We start from the raw sequence: 19173 nt of genomic DNA, 5'->3' as shown, positions 1-19173 counted from the left end.
GGCATCGTCCATCCCCGGCTCAGGCGAGCGACTGCACCCAGTGCTCGACCTCTTCCGGATGGCGGGGCAGCCCGGCGGACATCAGGCGGGCGCCGTTCTCGGTGACGACGACGTCGTCCTCGATCCGGACGGCGATGCCCCGCAGTTCCTCCGGGACGGTCAGGTCGTCGGGCTGGAAGTAGAGCCCCGGTTCGACGGTCAGGACGTGTCCCGGTTCCAGGACGCCGTCGAGGTACTGGGACGCGCGGGCCTGCGCGCAGTCGTGGACGTCCATCCCGAGCATGTGCCCGCTGCTGCACAAGGTGTAGCGGCGGTACACCCCGGACGCCGGGTCGAGCGCCGCATCCGCGTCGGGCAGGACGCCCCACTCCGCGAGGCCCTCGGCGATCACACGCATCGCGGCCTGGTGGAAGTCGCGGAACCGCGCCCCAGGCCGGACGACCGCGAGCGCCGCCTCCTGCGCGTGGTAGACGAGGTCGTACACCTGCCGCTGGCGCGGCGTGAACCAGCCGTTGACCGGGATGGTGCGGGTGATGTCGGCCGTGTAGAGCGTGTCGGTCTCCACTCCCGCGTCGAGGAGGAGGGTGTCGCCCTTGCGGAGCGGGCCGTCGTTGCGCGTCCAGTGCAGGACGCAGCCGTGCGCCCCGGCGGCGGCGATCGTGTCGTAGCCGACGCCGTTGCCGGACGCGCGGGCGGCGCGCTCGAACGTCCCCTCGATCCAGCGCTCGCCGCGCGGGCGGCCGAGCGCGCACGGGATGGCGGCGACGGCGTCCGAGAACCCGTCGGCGGTGTGGCCGACGGCGGCCTGGAGCTGGGCGATCTCCCAGTCGTCCTTGACGAGCCGCAGTTCGGCGACGGCGGCGGCGAGCTCCCGGTCGAGCGCGGGGTCCTTGACGGGGACGGCGGCGTCGACCTCCGAGTCGACGCCGCGCATCGTCCGCGCGGGGACGGCGAGCCGCAGCGCGCCGGGCAGCGCGTCCAGCGGGCGGCAGACGACCCCGAGCCGCCGCTCCGTCTCGGCGAGCGTCTCGCGCGGCCCGACCCAGAACTCGCCGTCGCGGCGGTCCCGGTAGAAGGCGTCGCCGTGGCGGCCGGACGGCGGCCGCCGGTACACGACCGCCTCGTGCCCGCCGCCGGACGGCTCCAGGACCAGGACGGCGCCCGGCCCGGTGTCGGCCGTCGTGTCCCCGGTGAGGTGCGCGTACGCGGTGTGCGGCCGGTAGCGGTGGTCGCAGTCGTTGCTCCGCACCTTCGGCGGCCCGGCGGGGACGACGAGCCGCTCGCCCGGGAACCGCTCCGCCAGCGCGGCGCGGCGGAGGGCGGTGAAGGGCGCGACGGGATCTGTGGCGGTGGGAGGCGTGGCGGGGGGCGTGGCCCATTGCGTCCGCATGAAGGCGGCGAGGGCCGGCGAGACCGGCAGGTCGTGGCTGCCGGTGGCGAGACGGTCCATGTGCGGTCCCGAGGGTCGGAGAGTCAGGCGAGGTCGGAGGGGCGGACGGGGTGGAGATTCGGTAACGCTTCTCGACGTACAATTTTACTGTACTATTTTATATGACACTTCGCCCACCGATGTTCGGAGTGTCATGACACGTCCTCTGGGCCGCTCGCGCGGTCCGCTGCGCACCACGGCCGCCCTCTCGCTCTCCCTCGTCCTCGCCGGCGGGCTCGCGTCCTGCGGGTCGGACGGCGACGGGTCCTCCTCCGGCGCGGCCGGCGGCACGCTCACCGTCCTGTACACGCAGGACGTCGCCCACCTCGACCCGCAGCGCAACTACGTGATGTTCGCGATGGACTTCGGCGTCCGGCTGCTCTACCGGACGCTCACCACCTACGCCGCGAAGCCCGGCCAGCCGGGCACCGAGATCGTCCCGGACCTGGCCGAGGACGCCGGGAAGACCTCCGACGGCGGTCAGACCTGGACGTTCCGCCTCAAGCAGGGCCTCAAGTACGAGGACGGCACGCCGATCACCAGCCAGGACGTGAAGTACGGCGTGGAGCGCTCCTTCGCCCCCGACCTCCCGGAAGGCCCCGGCTACGCCCGGACGATGCTCGCGGGCGGCGACAGGTACAAGGGTCCGTACAAGGGCGGGAGCCTCGCCTCGATCGAGACGCCGGACGCCCGCACGGTCGTGTTCCACCTGAAGGAACCGTCCATGGACTGGCCGAAGATCGCGACGCTGCCGACGTTCGCGCCCGTCCCGAAGGCGAAGGACACCGGGGTCAACTACGACAAGCGGCCCTTCTCCTCGGGCCCGTACAAGGTCGAGTCGTACGACCGGGGACGGCGCCTCGTGCTCGTCCGGAACCCGCACTGGGACAAGGCCACCGACACCGTCCGGCAGGGGAAGCCGGACAGGATCGTCCTGGAGGAGGGCCTCGCGCAGACGGCCATCGACCAGCGCCTCATCGCCGACCAGGGCGCGGACAAGCGCGCCGTCACCCTCTACAGCGTCGCGGCGGCGAGCATGCCGCGCATCCTGACCAGGGCGGACGTCAAGAAGCGGTTCATCAGCGCCACGAGCCTGTGCACGCGGTTCCTGGCGATGAACGCGTCCAAGCCGCCGTTCGACGACCCGCGCGTCCGGCAGGCGATGCAGTACGCCGTGGACAAGGAGGCGTACCGCACCGCGCACGGCGGCAGCGGCGTCGGGGAGCTGGCGGGCTCCTACCTCCCGCCGACGATGACCGGCGGCAAGGCGCTCGACGTCTACCACGCGCCGCCGAACGGCGACCCGGCGCGGGCGAGGCAGATGCTCACGGCCGCGGGCAAGGCCAACGGGTTCTCGGTCACGCTGACGACCACGAGCACCGAGCAGGGCAAGGCGGAGGGCGAGGCGGTGCAGCAGGCGCTCGCCCGCGTCGGCGTGAAGGTCCGGCTGAACCCGGTCGCGAAGAGCGTCTACTACGACGCCATCGGCGACATCAAGAAGGAGGACGAGCTGGTCTTCTACGGCTGGTGCGCCGACTTCCCGTCCGCGTCGTCGTTCATCCCGCCGGTCTTCGACGGGCGCAACATCACGCCGAAGGGCAACACGGTCGTCTCGCAGTACGACGACCGTGCGCTGAACGAGGCGATCGGCGCGGCGGTGAAGGGCGGCGACACGGCCGCCTGGCAGGCCGTCGACCAGCGGATCATGCAGGCGTCGCCGATGGTCCCGCTGATCCACGACAAGCTGCCGCTGCTGCGCGGCTCGAAGGTCACCGGGGCCTTCGGCCACCCGATCTGGGAGGGCGAGTTCGACTTCGCCACGCTCGGGGTGTCGGAGTGAGCGCACCCTCCCTGGCCGAGGGGCGGGCGGCGACCCCGCCGCCCCTCGGCCGCTCCCCGTGGCGGACCGCCGCCGGGCGCCTGCGGCGCGATCCCGCCGCCCTGATCGGGCTCGGGATCGTGCTGCTGTTCGTCCTGATGGCGCTGACCGCGCCGCTGCTGACCGCGCTCAACGGGCACGGCCCGAACGAGTTCCACCCGGAGAAGATCGACAAGGCGCTGGCGGGCGCGCCGAAGGGCGCGCTCGGCGGCGTGGACGGCGACTTCTGGCTGGGCGTCGAGCCCGGCACCGGACGGGACGTGTTCAGCCGCATGGTGCACGGCGCGCGGATCTCGCTGCTGATCTCCGTCCTCGCGACCGGCGTCGCGACCGCCGCCGGGACCGCGCTCGGCCTCCTCGCGGGCTTCTCCGGCGGACGGCTGGACGCCCTGATCAGCCGCGTCATGGACCTCGTCCTGTCGTTCCCGCAGCTCATCTTCATGATCGCGCTCGTCTCCGTGCTGCCGGAGGGGAACCGGACGCTGGAGCTCGTCTTCGTCATGGGCTTCTTCGGCTGGCCCTACGTCGGGCGGATCGTGCGCGGGCAGGCGCTCGTCCTGCGCAGCCGCGAGTTCGTGGAGGCGGCGCGGGCGGCGGGGATGACGCGCGCCCGCATCCTGTTCCGCGAGGTGCTGCCGAACCTGCTGGCGCCGATCCTCGTGTACGCGACGCTGACCGTCCCGATCAACATCGGGACGGAGGCGGCGCTGTCGTTCCTCGGCATCGGCGTGCGCCCGCCGGACTCGTCCTGGGGGCAGATGATGGCGACCGCGATGACCTGGTACCAGGTCGACCCGATGTTCTTCGTCGTGCCGGGCGTGTGCCTGCTGCTGACCGTCCTCGCGTTCACGCTGCTCGGCGACGCCTTCCGGGACGCCCTCGACCCGCGGAGCGCCGCCCGATGATCCGCTATGTCGCGCTGCGGCTGGCCGGGATGGCGGGCGTCCTGCTCGTCATCTGCGCGGTCACCTTCACGATCTTCTACGTCTTCCCCGCCGACCCGGCCCTCCAGGCGTGCGGCAAGTCGTGCACGCCGGAGCGGCTCGCGATGCTGCACCACCAGATGGGCCTGGACCGTCCGCTGTGGCGGCAGTTCACCGGCTACCTGACCGGCGTCTTCGCCGGACGGTCGTACGGCGAGGGTGCGCTCGCCGTCCAGTGCCACTTCCCCTGCCTCGGCTTCTCGTACCAGAACAACACGCCCGTCTGGGACCTGATGATGCGGCGGCTGCCGACGACGCTGTCGATCGCGGCGGGCGCGGCCGTGCTGTGGCTGGCGGGCGGCGTCGCGGTAGGCGTGATGTCCGCGCTGCGCAAGGACACGCTGCTGGACCGGACGATGATGGTCGGCACGCTTACCTCCGCGTCCCTGCCCATCTACTTCACGGCGATGACGCTGACGGTGCTCGTCGTCCAGGTCGGCGGGCTGCTTCCTTACTCCAGCTACGTTCCGGTTGGGCAGGACCCTGCGGGATGGGCGAAGAACCTCGTCCTGCCTTGGGTCGCGCTCGCCTTGCTGTATGCCGCGATGTACGCGCGGATGACGCGGGCGTCGATGGTCGAGACGATGGCGGAGCCGTTCATCCGCACCGCCCGCGCCAAGGGCCTCCCGGAGCGGACGGTCGTCGCGAAGCACGGGCTGCGCGCCGGGCTGACGCCCGTCCTCACCGTGTTCGGGATGGACCTCGGCGCGCTGCTCGGCGGCGCCGTGATCACCGAGAGCGTGTTCGGGCTGCCCGGCCTCGGACGGCTCACCATCGACTCGATCGAGACGTCCGACCAGCCGGTCGTGATGGGCGTCGCGCTGCTCGCCGCCTTCTTCATCACGTTCGCCAACCTGGTCGTGGACCTCGCCTACGCCGTCGTCGACCCGCAGGTGAGGTTCTCATGAGCTTGTTGAACGTCCGGAATTTGACCGTCGAGTTCCCGCATCCGAAGGGGCCGCTGCGGGCCGTGGACGGGGTGTCGTTCGCCGTGGAGCCGGGGCGCACGGTCGGGATCGTCGGGGAGTCCGGGTCCGGCAAGTCCGCGACCAGCCTCGCGATCATGGGGCTGCACGCGGCGGCGCGGATCGGCGGGTCGATCGAGCTGGACGGCGTCCAGCTCGTCGGCGCGGGCCGCGAGAAGATCCGCGCGGTGCGCGGGCGGCGGGTCGCGATGATCTTCCAGGACCCGCTATCGTCGCTGCACCCGCACTTCCGCGTCGGCGAGCAGATCGCCGAGGCGCGGCGGCTCCACTTCGGGGAGTCGCGGCGGGCCGCGCACGCGCACGCCGTCCGGCTGCTCGCGGACGTCGGCATCCCCGACCCGGACGAACGGGCCCGCGACCATCCGCACCGGTTCTCCGGCGGGATGCGCCAGCGCGTCATGATCGCGATGGCGCTGGCCTGCGAGCCGGACCTGCTGATCGCGGACGAGCCGACGACCGCGCTGGACGTGACCGTCCAGGCGCAGATCCTGGAGCTGATCGCGGGCGCGCGGCGGGAGCGCGGGCTCGCCGTCCTGATGATCACGCACGATCTCGGGGTGGTCGCGCGGGTCGCCGACGACGTCCTCGTGATGTACGCGGGACGGGTCGTCGAGCACGCCGACGCGGAGACCCTGTTCGCCGCGCCCCGGCACCCCTACACGCGCGGGCTGCTCGGCTCGCTGCCGCGGCTGACCGGGCCCGCCGGGGAGCTGAGCCCGATCCCGGGGAGCCCGCCGTCGCCGCTGGCCCCGCCGTCCGGCTGCCCGTTCCATCCGCGCTGCCCGGACCGGGTCGCGGCGTGCGAGATCGCGCGCCCCGAGCTGGAGGGCGCGACCCACCGGGCGGCCTGCCACCTGACCGCCGCGAAGGAGCCCCGATGACCGCAGCGAAGCGAGGATCTTCGGGGCTCCCGCCCGAGGGTCTGGGGGTCGTCCCCCAGAAAGGTGACCCGGCGCTGCTCTCCTTGGAAGGGCTGACGAAGACGTTTCATACTCGGCGCGGGAGTGTCCGTGCGGTGGACGGGCTCGACCTGGAGGTGCGGTCCGGCGAGACGCTCGGGCTGGTCGGGGAGTCGGGCTGCGGGAAGTCGACGACCGGGCGGATGCTCGTCCGGCTGCTCGACCCGACGTCCGGCCGCATCACCTTCGACGGGACGGACATCACCGCGCTCCCCCAGCGGCGGATGCGCCCGCTCCGGAGCGAGTTGCAGATCGTCTTCCAGGACCCGTACTCGTCGCTGAACCCGCGGCAGACGGTCGCGTCGATCGTCGGGGCGCCGCTGCGGGTGCGGGGCGTCCCGGCGGCGGAGGCGCACGCCCGCGTGCGGGAGATGCTGGGCCTCGTCGGGCTGGACGCCGAGCACGCCGGACGCTACCCGCACGAGTTCTCCGGCGGGCAGGCGCAGCGCATCGGGATCGCCCGCGCGCTCGTCACCCGGCCGCGGCTCGTCGTCGCGGACGAGCCGGTGTCGGCGCTCGACGTCTCGATCCAGGCGCAGATCGTCAACCTGCTGTCTGGGCTGCGGCGGGAGCTGGACCTGGCGCTCGTGCTGATCGCGCACGACCTCGCCGTCGTCCGGCACGTGTGCGCGCGGGTCGCGGTGATGTACCTCGGCCGGATCGTCGAGATCGGCGACCGGGACGCGATCTACGACGCGCCCGCGCACCCGTACACGCGGGCGCTGCTGTCCGCGATCCCGCTGCCCGACCCGGTGGCCGAGCGGGCGCGGGAGCGGATCGTGCTGCGCGGCGATCCGCCGAGCCCGGCGGCGCCGCCGTCCGGCTGCCCGTTCCATCCGCGCTGCCACAAGGCGGAGTCGCGGTGCCGGGTGGAGCGTCCCGTCCTTTCGCGCGTCGCCGGACGCGAAGTCGCCTGCCATTTCCCCGACACCTCCTGAGTTCCGGACGAGAAAGGGCCGGGATCGGGCTGCGGGGCCCGATCCCGGCCTTCTTTCACGCAGGGTCACACAAGGTCGGAATCAGTACTCGACCTTTACCGAAGCTCCGTTGAAGGCCTCCTTTCCGTACAGGCTGATGTAGTTGTAACCGGCCGGCGGGCTGCTGACCGTCAGGGTCTCCGCGTTGCCCGCGTTCATGGACCGCTGGCTGTAGGACGTCGGCGTCGCCCACGTGCTGCCGTTGTAGTAGAGGTCGGCGTCGCCGGTCCCGCCGGACGAGGTGATGGTGATCGACCGCGTTCCCGACGGGATGTAGATGTACAGGTAGTACGTGCCGCCCTTCGCGGCCGAGAGGTTGCTCCGCTGGCAGTTCCGGTCGAGCTGCCTGGTGTCGGAGCCGGTGCACTCCTTCGTCCCGCCGCCGCCTCCGGCGGACACCGAGACCTGCTGCGTCACGGTGTCGGTGCCACCGGCGTTGTCGGTGACGGTGAGGGACACGGTGTAGTTGCCATCCGCGCCGTAGGTGTGGGACGGGTTCGCCGACGTGGACGTGGTGCCGTCGCCGAAGTCCCAGCGGCGGGACGCGATCGTCCCGTCGGAGTCGGTGGACTGGTCGGTGAACGCGACCGCCAGGCCGTTCGCCTGGTAGCCGAACCGGGCGACGGGCGCCTGGTTGCCGCCACCGCCGCCACCCGCGCAGGCGCCGGCGGCGCAGGCGGCGAGCCACGTCCACCAGTCGCTGTCGTAGCGGCTGCCGATGGTGCTGGTCAGGTACGTCCGGGCGGCGTTCCAGTTGCCGGTTCGGTAGTAGCCGAGAACGGTGGAGATGTCGCCGGGATGCTTCTCGAACATGTACCGGACGGCGAGATATCCCCAGTAGTAGATGCGCGTCGTGTCATGGCTGTACGTGGTGTTGAAAAGGGTGCTGAGCGCGTACGTCCGCCGGGCGGCCTCGGCGATGGCCGAGTCGTTGTTCACCTTCCGGTAGGAGTAGGAGACGTACTCGGCGAAGCCCTCGATCCACCAGATGGTCGGCGTGGTGACATTGGCGTTGAAGTCGCCGTACATGTCGAACCGGCCGTCGAGGTAGTGGGTGTACTCGTGGTTGAGGTTCCAGATCTGGAACGTCGGGCGCACCCATTCGGCCTCGTAGGCGATGAACCTCGGCTGGTTCCCGGACGCGGCCGGGTCGCCCTCCAGGTACATTCCGCCGTTGTTGGTGTCGATGCCGAACATCGCTCCGGCGTACGTCTGGTAGTCCGTACTGGAGTCGAAGACGCAGACCTCGATCGTGGTGTTGTTGTCGTTCGCAACCGGCCTGTTGCCGTCCTTCACCAGGCCGTGGAAGTAGGCGTCCTGGTTCATCAGGCTCGCGCACGACTCGGACAGTTGCGACGCCGTCATGTCCTGCGCCCGGATCCGGATGCTGGAACTGCACGTGTGGTTGATGGTCAGGACGTTCTGCGCCAACCGCTGCTGGAGGTTGCAGGTGTCGTAGTAGGTGCAGTTCGCCTTGTCGTAGAAGTCGGTCATCTCGGCGATGCCGACCCACAGCGGAGCCGTCTTCCCGGTCATCGCGCTCTGCCCGAGAAGGCCCTTCGCCTGCGGCCTCACTTTCGCCTGGAGCGGCGAGTGCTGGAGGAAGCGGGCCATTTCGCGTCCCGCGTTGGAGACGAGGTAGCTGCGGTCCGTTCCGAGCAGGGAGAGGTGTCCGGACGCGAACGAGTTGAGCGTGTCCAGAACACTCGGATCGGACTGCACCGCGGACACGAACTCCGGAACCTGGTGACCGCGGAACAGGATCGTGTAGACGTTGTTGACCGCGTTGAGCATCCACCAGTAGGCGTCGTAGGAGCTGTTGTATCCGCTCAGCATCCGCTTGATGACGTAGATGTACCGGGCGTTCTCCTGGGCGCTGTCGACCAGCGTGACCGCCTCGGCGAGCACCTCGCCGTTGGCGTCGCTGACCGTCGACGACCTGGAGTTCCCGAAGTAGGCGTCCAGCCCCGACTGGATCGCCGTCTTCAACGACGCGCCATAAGCGCCCACGTCACTCGGGTAGTACCACTGCACGTAATAACCGGCGCGCAGGTAAAGGACGAGCTGGGCAGTGCCCGTGGTGTTGTCGCCCGGGTAGTAGAGGCCGTTGTCGCGCAGCGCGTACGCGACCGTCGACATCTGGGATTCGCGGAAGGCGTAGTAGGCGTCGCCTCCGGTCAGGCTGAACAGCGTGTTGACGCAGTCCGTCGTGCTGCTCTTGATCTGCTGCACGAGCGCGCTTCCGGAACGGCTGGTGAAGTCACTAGGACTGCACGCCGCCGCCGCTTTCGCCTTCGGCGCGCCCTTCGGGGCCTGCTTCATGGACGGCCGCCGCCGTTCCGCGGATTTCCGCGGCTTGTCCGGACGGCTCTTCAGCGCGTCGTCCGTGGCGGGGACCGGCGGCCGGTCCTTGACCGGGAGCGGCGACTTCCGCAGGTGCCCGCTCGCGTCGTCTCCGGTGCGGGCCGTGACGGGGTGCGGACGGGGCGTGGGAGCCGCGCCGGCGGGGTTGGCGGGCGAGACCATGAAGCTGATCCCGAGCACAAGGACCAGCGACGCCCGCAGGCATCTGATCGAGGTATGTCTTTTTCTCACGGGGGGTTCCTCCGGGGCATCCCGGCGGGGCCGGGATGGGATTCCGATGGCTCGTGGACGAAAAGGCGCCGCCGGCCTCCAACTCCCGACGGTCTAGGCGATCTCTGCGCCCGCAGTGTGAGCGCCCCGTCCGTCCAGCGGTCATACGCCGCCCCATACATCTCCGTTATGCAAGACCCCCGAGTCCGCGGCCGCGTGCTTTGGCGGTGAGCGTCCCCGAGTTCAGTCGCGGGCGCGGGACTCGATGCCGAAGGTCAGTTCGGCGTTCTGCTCGTCCAGGTTCCACCGGCCTTCGCCGCGCGCCTGGTTGCTGATCCAGAACACCATGACGCGCTGGTCGGGGAACCGGGCGAACTCGCCGAACGACCAGTCGTTCCCACCGTCGTGCTCCACGAGCCAGCGCGCACCGGCGTGGACGACGCCCCAGCCATATCCGTAGTACGCCTTGAGGCCGTCGCGCTCTCCGACGTAGACATGCGGCTTGAACATCTTGCGCTTGGCGTCGTCCGAAAGGACGCCGGTGCCTTCCAGGGCCCGATGCCAGCGGAACATGTCGCGCGGCGTCGACAGCACACCGCCATTGCCGCGCAGATACCAGTAGGGCCCGTCGGACGCCCACGGGTGCTCGTTCGGCCGTCCCTGGGAACGCCCGTGCTCGTCGTATTCGACCGCGATGTCGTCACGCTTCCAGCGCGGCAGGACGTATCCCGTCTGCGTCATCCCGGCAGGCGCGAACAAATTTGTGGCCAAGTAGCGCTCGTAGCCGACACCCGAGACCTTCTCCACAACCGCGGCCAGAACGCTGAATCCCAGGTTGGAGTAATGAAACTCGGTGCCCGGCTCCGACTGGAGTTTCGACCGGAGCGCCACTTTCAGCATCCCGTCGCGCGAGATCGGCTCGTAGTCGTCGCCGCCCTGCTCGTCGTCCAGCCCGGATGTGTGCGTCAGCAGGTGGTGCAGCGTGATCCCTCGCTTGTCGGCGGGCACCGGCCCCACGTATTCGGAGATCGGGTCGCTGACCCGCAACCGCCCCTGCATCTCAAGCTTCACAATGGCGGCGGCGGTGAACTGCTTCGTCATCGACATGACGTCGTAGACGGTGTCGCACCGCGCCGGGATTCGCCGCTCGCGGTCCGCGAAGCCGAAGCCTCGGCAGTGCACGAGCGTGCCGTCGTGGGCGGCGGCGACCGTCCCGCCGGGCCCGTTCGGAATCTTCGCCCGCAGAAACTCCTGAATGGACAAGTCCACGGGTTCGGCCGGACGTTCGTGAGCCCGAAGCGCCGCCCGTTCATCGTCGCCGCACCCGCTGAACGCACCCGCCACCGCGAGCAGAACGGCGACCATTCCGATTCCCCACACATAATGGCTCCGCCTCATCCCCGGAACGCTACGGAGACGACCGCCGGACGTCGTCCCTCCACAAGGGGAACCGTGCACCCCTCCCGCCGGGGACGCCGGTCACTCGTCCGGGCGGACCACTATCGCGTCGGCGGGCAGGTCGTCGAGCGGGGACAGGTCGCCGTCCAGGATGTCGGCGCGGATACGCACCTCGCGCAGGGCCGGGAGTTCACGGAGCGGCCGAAGGGAGACGATCTCCCCCGTATACGCCAACGTGATCGTCTCAAGCCCCTTTAGGCCGGTCAGCACGGAAAGGTCGAGGCGCGTCCGCACCTTCGGCTGGTAACCGGGCATGAGGCGCAAGACCCGGAGGCCCGTCAGTTCACGCAGCGGCTCAAGACTGTCCACCTGCGCATCGCTGACCTCCAGTTCGGTCAGGTCGCGGCATCCTTCGATGCCGTCCAACGTCGCCAGCTGTTTCTTGCCTTCGAGGCGCAGCACCTGGAGCGGCGGCGGAGGGTCGCCGAGAAAGGACAGATCCGCTCCCTTCCACAAGCAGATCAGCAGCTCACGCAGCTCTCGCAGTTCCGCGATGTGCTCCTTGCCCGGACGGTCGTCGATTCCGAGCCGGGTCAGACCGGCCGCGGCGAAGCCGGGGATCGCCCGCGGGCTGCGCGTCAGCAGGACCAGTTCCCGCAGATCCGGCAACCGGAACGACGCCAGATCGTCACGAATGCGTCCGGTGACCTCCAGATACCGGAGCCCAGGACAGTCCGCGAGGAAATCGAGGCTCTTGAACGCCGCCGGATGCATGAACCGCAGGTTCAGCCCGTCATACCCGCCCTGGAGGTACTGCTCGGTCAGGCGTGCGAGGTCCCAGGGGCCGTCTGTCGGCCCCCGGGACAGCACGTCATAGTCACCTCTCATCACACCGCCAGGCTCTCAGGGGACTTCGTTTCTGCGATTGAGCAGCGTACCGCCCCCGATTCCGCCATAGGTTTCGATGAACTCCTGCTCGACGTATTGGATGTCCTCCCAGCTCATTCCGCGCAGCGGGGTGACGTAGATCGCGCGGATGTTCCGCTTCGTCAGTGCCGCCTGGTTCACGGCGGACTTCGGATCGGTGAAGGCTTTGTGGAGCCGGTTGTGGACGTCGGTCGCGCTTGAGCCGACGTAGATCTTGCCGTTGTCGAACACGATCTCGTAGATTCCGGGATGCGTCGGCGCACTCGTGATGCCGTAACGGCGGAAGCTGCGGCAATTCGCATTGTGGACGAGGACCGTCAGGGAACCGGCGCGGACGTAGAAGGTGTGGAAACCGGCGACGGTCAGGTCATGGACCTGCGGATGCCCGGTGCCGCGCTCGACGCGGACGACGTGGAGCGTCCGGCCCTCGGCCGTCCTGACCGTGGAACCCCGCTGGAGCTCGTCGGCGCGTACCCACCGCTGCCCCGCCGGATCCCAGAACCGGTGGTGCTCGGTCGCCGTGACCGCGCCGGTCGCGTCGCCGCGCCTGCCGTCCGTGTCGATCGTGATGACGACGATCCGGCTGTATTCGAAGCCGCTGTAGGAGGCCATGACCTCCTTGCGTTCGGTCTTCCCCGTCCGCGGATCGGTGGAGACGACCTCGTCGCCCGGCCGGACGTCCTCGATGCGCTTGTAGGCGCCGTTCGCCAGGAGGACGAGAGTCCCGCTGGTGAAGCTGTTGCAGAGCCTCGTGCGCTGCCCGAACTTGGCCCCGATGCCCGCCCCCAGGCCGTTCTGGAGCATTTCCCCGAAGCTCGGCCCCTGCGGCCACGGCCATTCGATGTTCCGCCCGCTCGCGAGGGCTTCGAGGGGCGAGTTGCAGTGCAGATAGCGGCAGTAGTCCTTGCCGAGCGCCTCGGCGACGTCGACGCCGAAGCCCTGCTTGATCAGCTCCCGCTGGACCTGGCAGACCACGTCGTCCGCCCCGCAGATTCCTGACGGTCCCTGATCGGCGAACGCCTTGAACAGCGGGTCGTTCATGCCGCGTCCCTTGAGGACGTTGCGGCTGCCTCCGCACCCTCCCTGCATGCGGCAAACGGTCAGCAGGAGCGCCGTCTTCACTTCGAGGTCACGCTGGCTGCCAGGCCCGTACTCGTTGCGGCCGGGTGTGACGCCGTCCGAGCCCATCCCGTTGGGGATGCCGTCGTTGTCGGTGTCGGTGCAGCCGCCGAGGCCGGGCGCGCAGCGCGCCTGCTCCGGGGTCGGGCACACGCCGACGTCGCACTTCGTCTTCCCGTCCGGGTCGCTGGACGTGACCGGCGAGTTCCCGGCGTAGCTGTAGCCGTTCATCTGCTGCGGGTCGGTCAGGTCCATGACCGGGTCGACCGAGATGAAGCGGCCGGTGCCCGCGTCGTACTCGCGGGCCCCGAGGTGGACGAGCCCCGTCGACACGTCGTTCGTGCCGCCCACGAACCCGCGCTCGCCGGGCCAGGCGTCCGCCGGGGTGCCGCGCGCCTGCCCGAACGGGTCGAACCGCCGGACGGTCGTCGTCAGGTCGGCGGCGTTCGTGGCGATCTGCGCGGTGCCCTGGTGGTCGCCCGCGAGGTGGACGACGCCGGACGCCTTGCGCAGCGCGACCGTCTGCCCGTTGTGCGTGTAGTAGCGGGTGCCCGTCTTCACCGCGCCGGGCGCGACATGGATCTCGGTGCCGGGCAGGTAGAGGGTCGTGCCGGACGAGTCCCTGCGGATCAGGCGGTTGCCCTCGGCGTCATAGACGAACGACGTGTCGTTCCCGCCCTGGGACGCCTTGGTGAGGAGCCCTTGGCCGTCCCAGTCGAACGTCTGCCCGCCGGGGGCGGCGCCCCGCGACGTCATGTTCCCGATGGCGTCGTAGCCGTACCTGTCGGTGCGGGCCCCGGCGTCGCCGGTCTGCACGACCTGGTTCAGCCTGCTGCCGTGGCCTGGGTCGGCGTAGGAGTAGGTGCGGACGGTGTCCGGCCTGCCGCCGATCCCGTGCCTGGTCTCGGTCTTGCGGTTGCCCACCTTGTCGTAGGTGAACGTCTGCCAGTAGGGCGCGGGCCCGCCGATGACGCCCGCGGACGGGGCGGCCGAGCAGGTCCCGTCGGACTCCGTCCACGCCTCGGCCAGCCTGCGCAGACCGTCGTAGCCGAAGCACTGGTCGTCGCGGCCGTCGCGGGACGCGTCGTCGATCGACAGGATGTTGCCCGCGTCGTCGTACCGGTAGGTGGCGTTGCGGTCGTCGCCCGCGACGGTCTCGCGGTAGGCGCGGGACGTCTGGAGCCGCTGCGTCCCGGGCTCGTAGGCGAACGTCTGCCATTGGCGCTTTCCGGTCGTCCCCAGCTCGACGAGCTTGGGCTTGCCGGTCGGCGTGTACTGCGTGGTGCCGACGTACGTGCCCAGCGGGCTGGTCAGGCCGATGGGACGCTGGAAGTCGTCGTAGGTGTGGGTGACCGTCTCGGCCGGGAGGTCGCCCGCGGCGGGGAGCGTCTGGGTCTTGACGGTGCCGTCGAGGTTGTAGGTCTGGCCGAAGGTGTAGGAGCCCGCGAGGTCCCCCTCCGACGCGGGGACGGTGACGGTGGTCGCCTCGGTGCGTCCGAGCACGTCGTAGCCGGTGACCTGGCTGACGTAGTCGCCGTTCGTCCCGTGCCGGACAGACGTCGCGGGCAGCCCCTTGCCGCGCGGCGCCGTGTCGTAGGTGAGCGAGGTCAGCAGGGGCCCGGACGGCGAGTCCGCGCGGGTCTCGGTCTCGCGGCCGAGGCCGTCGTAGAGGGTGAAGACCTTCTTGCCGCGCGCGTCGGTGCTGCTCGTCTCCCGGTCGAGGTCGTCGTAGGTGTAGGTGGCGTCGCCCTTGTCCGGGTCGGTCGTCGCGACCTTCCGGCCGCGCAGGTCGTAGCGGGTCGTCCAGGTGCTTCCGGTCGGGTCGGTCGCGCGGACGAGGCGTCCGGCCGCGTCGTAGGCGTAGGTGGTCGCGTCGTACGCCCCGGTCGGCCCGTCGCCCGAGTACTGGCGGCGTTCGACGACCTGGCCGCGCGCGTCGTAGACGGAGGCGGACGGGACGCCGCCGCGCGGCGGGTCGATCGTCGACCAGTTCCCGCCGTAGGCCATCGTCGTGCGCCACTTCTCGGTGGCGCCCGTCCCGGCCCCGGCGAGCGTGCGCTCGACCGTCTTGCGGCCGAGGCCGTCGTAGGAGTAGGCCGTCTGCGTCTCGACCGCGCCCGGCGTGTCGACGCCGAACAGGGTCGTGGAAGGCGCGCCCGCGGCCGAGTACGTGGCGTACGTCGAGGCGACCTGGCCGCGCGCGTCGTAGAACGTGTCGGTGATCAGCCGGCCCTCGGGGCCGGGCGACTGCTTCTGCCGGGAGCGCAGCAGCCCGTCGAACAGCTCGACGGAGGGCCGCTGCTTCCCGTCGTTGGCGAGCGTCTTCGCCGTGACCGCGACGATCTTCCCGTCCGCGACCTGGTAGGCGTACTCCAGGTTCGGGACGTCGCCCTTGGTCTTGGACCGGTCGGGCAGCCACACCTTCTGGAGGCGTCCGAGCGAGTCGTACAGCAGGTCCGTGCGCAGCGAGTTGGCGTCGATCTTCGCGGTGGCCTGGCCGCGGGCGGGGTCGATCTCCTGGACGGTGGTCTGCGCCGTGCTCGCGTCGCCGGGCTTCGCGGGCGGCGTGATCTGCGTGGTCCTCGTTGTCAGGCCGACCGTGTCGGTGTAGCGGGTCGTGGTGGTGCGGTCGGCGGCGTCGGTGACGGTCAGCGGGCGGCCGAACTTGTCGTAGGTGGTCTTCTTCTCCACCACGTAGGTCGCCGCCGAACCGTCGTGCTCGGCGATCTTGTCGGTCTTGGTGATCTCGCCCTTGGTCGGCGCGTCGCCCAGACCTCCGCCGTCGTAGAACGTCCGCTTGTCGGAGACGACGTCGTCGGGACGCTTCGGCGTCTTGTCGCAGGCCACCGACACCGTCTCCGTGCGGGACGGGAACGACACCATCCACGCGCCGACGTTGTCGGCGTACTCGGTGGTGGTGCATTTGTCGTCGGCGGCCGTGGACACGTCGCCGAGGTCGTTCGCGGTCTTGAGCCGTCCGACCGTGGCGAAGTCGGTCTCGTAGGTGTTGGCGATCTTGGTCTGGCGCCATGCGCCGCCGTCCAGGGCGGTCCAGGTCTGGGCGTTGCCGACCTTGATGGCGTTGGCGGTGACGGTGCCCCAGGAGCGAGTGCGGGAGGCGGTCTGCTGCCGCCAGGGGGTGTTGACGGTCTTGTCGTGGACGGTGCCGCCGGGGGCGGTGTAGTGGACGGTCTTGAGTTCGAAGCCGTCGAGTCCTTCGGCGTCGGTGTGGGTGCCGCCTTCGCCGTCGGGGACGGTGACGGTCTTGGTGCCGCCGTCGGGTGTGGCGCGGTCGCCGTGCATGCCGCGCAGGTAGTAGGTGTCGGTCTGGGTGGACGGCGTGGCCGGGCTGCCGGTGGTGACGCGTACCTGGCCGTACCCGCGCCATTGCGACCAGGTCTTGTTGCTCTCGCGGGTCAGGCCGTCGTCATCGTCGAAGTGCCAGGCGGCGCCGCCCAGGTACTGGTAGCGGGTGGCCATGTCGGGTCCGCCGCCGGTGCGGTCCTTCTGCACCACTGCGGTGACGACGTACTTGTTGAACCAGTCGGGGATCGGGGTGGGTGAGCCGGGCACCCGGTACAGCAACGGGTAGCAGCGTTTGGTGTTGGTCTCCGGGGTGGGTGGTGAGGCGCGGGAGCATTCAGGGTCGGAGTAGGTGACGTCGATCTCGCCGCCGGACTCGTCGAAGACCCTGCTGAGCCGGTAGCGGGTGTAGGCGGGCAGGCCGTCGCCCGCCTGGTCGAGCCGGTTGGCCTTGGGGTCGTGCTTGAAGGTGACCTTGGGCAGGGCGATGTCGTCGGCCGGGGTGGGCCCGGCGTGCCCGGTGTGCTGGATCTCCTTGAGCAGCAGGTCGCGCTCGTCGTTGACCGCGCCCCATTCGTGGTCCAGCGTCCAGGAATCGATGTCGCGGGCGGGCCAGCCCGCGCCGCGGTTGATCCGGGCGGTGACCTTCTTGAGGCGGTAGCGGGACCAGAAGGTGGGGGTGGTGGAGCCGTGGCCGTCCTTGCATTCCTGACCGGCCTTGCAGTTCATGTCCCAGGGGACGTCCCACCACTGGTCCGGATTGGTGTCGATCTTGGCCGGGGCGCAGTCGAAGGTGGCGGTGGGGACGCAGCGTTCGGCCTTGTCGAACAGGACGTAGGCGGGGGGCGCGCCGCGGAAGACGTTGTCGCCGCGCAGCCCGTACTCGATGGAGGTGAGGTAGCCGCCGCGGGTGTAGGGGGTGGCGTCGGCTGGTTTGAGGTTGCGGCCGTAGTAGTTGGTCTCTTTCTCGTACAGGTAGATGGCGGCGTTGTCGTGCGGGTCGACGACCATGTCCAGGTTCCACCGCCACGCCTGCTGGCACCAGGAGTCGGCGAAGCCGGAGTCCTTGTGGCAGGGCTCGGTCGGGTCGTCACCGAACACCGGGACCGTCCACGCCGAGTTGGTCTCCGGGCCACCCGAGCCGAAGCCGGGCAGCCGGTTCAACCCGAAGTAGTACCGGGTCCCGTCGGTGGTGGTGACCTTCCAGTACTCGCCCTCCTTGTCACCGTTGCCGGTGTCGAGGGAGGTGAGCTTCTCGAACTTGGTGCCGTCGTCGTTCTTCAGCCGCCACGTCCCGTCGGCGGCCTTGACCAACTCGCCGCCCTTGCCGTTCCAGGTGACGGTCGCGTTCTCATAGCCCCAGCACAGGTCGCCCGGGGACCTGCCTTGCGGGTCCTTGGGCGCGCCGTCCTCGGCGCACGGCTTGTATTCCTGCTCGATGAAACCGGGCCAGAAATCGAATCCCTCGCCGATCCAGGACGGCTGGCTGTTGGTGTTGGTCGTCCGGCCGTCCACGCTCTGCGCCGAATAGCCCAGCGCGATCGAGGGCTCCAGCCCGCCCGGCACCGGCGCGCCCTTCATGGGATACGACCAGGTGAAATCGCCGGTGTTCCCGGACGCCTTCCACGTCGCGGACGGCTCCAGTTTCGTCGCCGAATAGTCGCCCTGCGACCCCGCCGGAGCCGCCACCGCCGCCAGAACGGTCGGGCTCCCGGACGCCGTGGTCACGTCGGCGGCGAGCGTGCGAGTCTCGCCATTGTTGACGGTCGGAATCGGAGACGAGGAACGGCATTCGGGCTTGGCCGGAGTGGTCAGGGCGCAGGCCGGGAGCTGGGCCAGGCGCAACCGCGCGCCATACGAGCCACCGAACGCCTGCGCGAACGCGGCGTAATCCACCCGCACCCCGACCCGTCCCGGCTCGGCGGCTGCCAGGGTGAACAGCGGGCCCGCGACCCCGTTCCGCCGCGCGGTATCGCGGTCCAGGACGGCGACCTTCACCGCGCCCTTCAACGCCGGCGCGGTTCCCGGTCCCGGCGCCGCCAGCGCGATCGGCAGGTTCTCCGCGCGCACCAGCCCATGCGACGAGCCAGAACGTCCGGCCTCCCGGCCCGACACGGTCAGCTCGGCCGTGCCTGGCTTGGGCCATGCCGCCTTGGCGGCGGGTACCGGCTTGCCCGCCGGATCGGGCTCCCGGGGACGGACCTTCAACGGCCTGCCCTCGACCGTCCGTTCATGGTCGGCGACCCTCGGACGCTCCGAGTGCGGCGGATCGGCCTGCGCGGCCGGAGCCGCGACCAGCCCCGCCGCCATGATCACCGCCGTTCCGGCAGCGGCCGAGCGGAGCGAGCGTCCCATGCGCAGCAGTTGCCGTCTGCCGGTCCCCGTCACCAGTTCCTCCACGACAGCGGGCGGCCTCGACGGCCGGGAGCGGACGCCGGCGGCGCCCCGCGGGGTTAGGGCGCATGCCGGTGGTCGGACGTCCACGACGATGCGTCCGCAGCCGCAGATGATCAAGACCCGGAACGGTCGGCGGCCGCGCCCGGAACGCGGAACCGCAGGCCATCGACAAGATCAAGTCCGTTGTCGGACACGATGGCAACCAATCGGCGGGGAAAGGCGTCCGCGCGCCCGAAATTAAT

The 19173-nt window shown here is 70.2% G+C and carries 10 protein-coding genes; 5 read left to right on the top strand and 5 right to left on the bottom strand.

What is annotated here, in order from left to right:
* Positions 1-19: 19 nt before the first annotated feature.
* Positions 20-1450 carry an aminopeptidase P family protein gene (locus FXF68_RS12270; RefSeq protein ID WP_148759017.1) on the bottom strand — a complete coding sequence of 477 codons (1431 nt, stop codon included), beginning with the start codon at positions 1448-1450 and terminating at the stop codon, positions 20-22.
* 133 nt (positions 1451-1583) lie between these two features.
* On the opposite strand from FXF68_RS12270, the gene FXF68_RS12265 reads away from it, so the two are divergent.
* Genes FXF68_RS12265 through FXF68_RS12245 form a run of 5 tightly spaced genes read left to right on the top strand, consistent with a single transcriptional unit; the run spans position 1584 to position 7174 of the window.
* On the top strand, positions 1584-3269 hold the full coding sequence (locus tag FXF68_RS12265) for an ABC transporter substrate-binding protein (RefSeq protein WP_148759016.1): 1686 nt from the start codon (positions 1584-1586) through the stop codon (positions 3267-3269).
* Positions 3266-4213 carry an ABC transporter permease gene (locus FXF68_RS12260; RefSeq protein ID WP_148759015.1) on the top strand — a complete coding sequence of 316 codons (948 nt, stop codon included), beginning with the start codon at positions 3266-3268 and terminating at the stop codon, positions 4211-4213. The genes FXF68_RS12265 and FXF68_RS12260 overlap by 4 nt, the downstream gene beginning before the upstream one ends.
* Positions 4210-5199: an ABC transporter permease gene (locus tag FXF68_RS12255; RefSeq protein ID WP_148759014.1), complete on the top strand. Its 990-nt coding sequence runs from the start codon at positions 4210-4212 to the stop codon at positions 5197-5199. Before FXF68_RS12260 ends, FXF68_RS12255 begins: the two co-directional genes overlap by 4 nt.
* A complete protein-coding gene (locus FXF68_RS12250) occupies positions 5196-6158 on the top strand; it encodes an ABC transporter ATP-binding protein (protein ID WP_148759013.1) in 963 nt (320 codons plus the stop codon). The genes FXF68_RS12255 and FXF68_RS12250 overlap by 4 nt, the downstream gene beginning before the upstream one ends.
* Positions 6155-7174: an ABC transporter ATP-binding protein gene (locus tag FXF68_RS12245; RefSeq protein ID WP_148759012.1), complete on the top strand. Its 1020-nt coding sequence runs from the start codon at positions 6155-6157 to the stop codon at positions 7172-7174. The genes FXF68_RS12250 and FXF68_RS12245 overlap by 4 nt, the downstream gene beginning before the upstream one ends.
* Positions 7175-7255: 81 nt before the next feature.
* Here the strand turns inward: FXF68_RS12245 and FXF68_RS44440 are convergent, their stop codons facing one another.
* The 4 genes from FXF68_RS44440 to FXF68_RS12225 all read right to left on the bottom strand — a co-directional run bounded on the left by FXF68_RS44440 (position 7256) and on the right by FXF68_RS12225 (position 18922).
* Positions 7256-9808 carry a collagenase gene (locus FXF68_RS44440; RefSeq protein WP_281292205.1) on the bottom strand — a complete coding sequence of 851 codons (2553 nt, stop codon included), beginning with the start codon at positions 9806-9808 and terminating at the stop codon, positions 7256-7258.
* 222 nt (positions 9809-10030) lie between these two features.
* A complete protein-coding gene (locus tag FXF68_RS12235; protein ID WP_148759011.1) occupies positions 10031-11185 on the bottom strand; it encodes a serine hydrolase domain-containing protein in 1155 nt (384 codons plus the stop codon).
* 81 nt (positions 11186-11266) lie between these two features.
* On the bottom strand, positions 11267-11959 hold the full coding sequence (locus FXF68_RS12230) for a hypothetical protein (RefSeq protein ID WP_148759010.1): 693 nt from the start codon (positions 11957-11959) through the stop codon (positions 11267-11269).
* A gap of 129 nt (positions 11960-12088) precedes the next feature.
* Entirely contained in the window at positions 12089-18922 is a 6834-nt protein-coding gene (locus tag FXF68_RS12225; RefSeq protein WP_148759009.1) for a polymorphic toxin-type HINT domain-containing protein, read from the bottom strand.
* Positions 18923-19173 lie beyond the last annotated feature (251 nt).

This window comes from Actinomadura decatromicini (assembly GCF_008121305.1).
In the GTDB taxonomy this organism is placed as follows: Bacteria; Actinomycetota; Actinomycetes; order Streptosporangiales; family Streptosporangiaceae; genus Spirillospora; species Spirillospora syzygii.
Note: the sequence above shows the minus strand (reverse complement) of the source record. Positions and strands in the feature narration are given on the sequence as shown.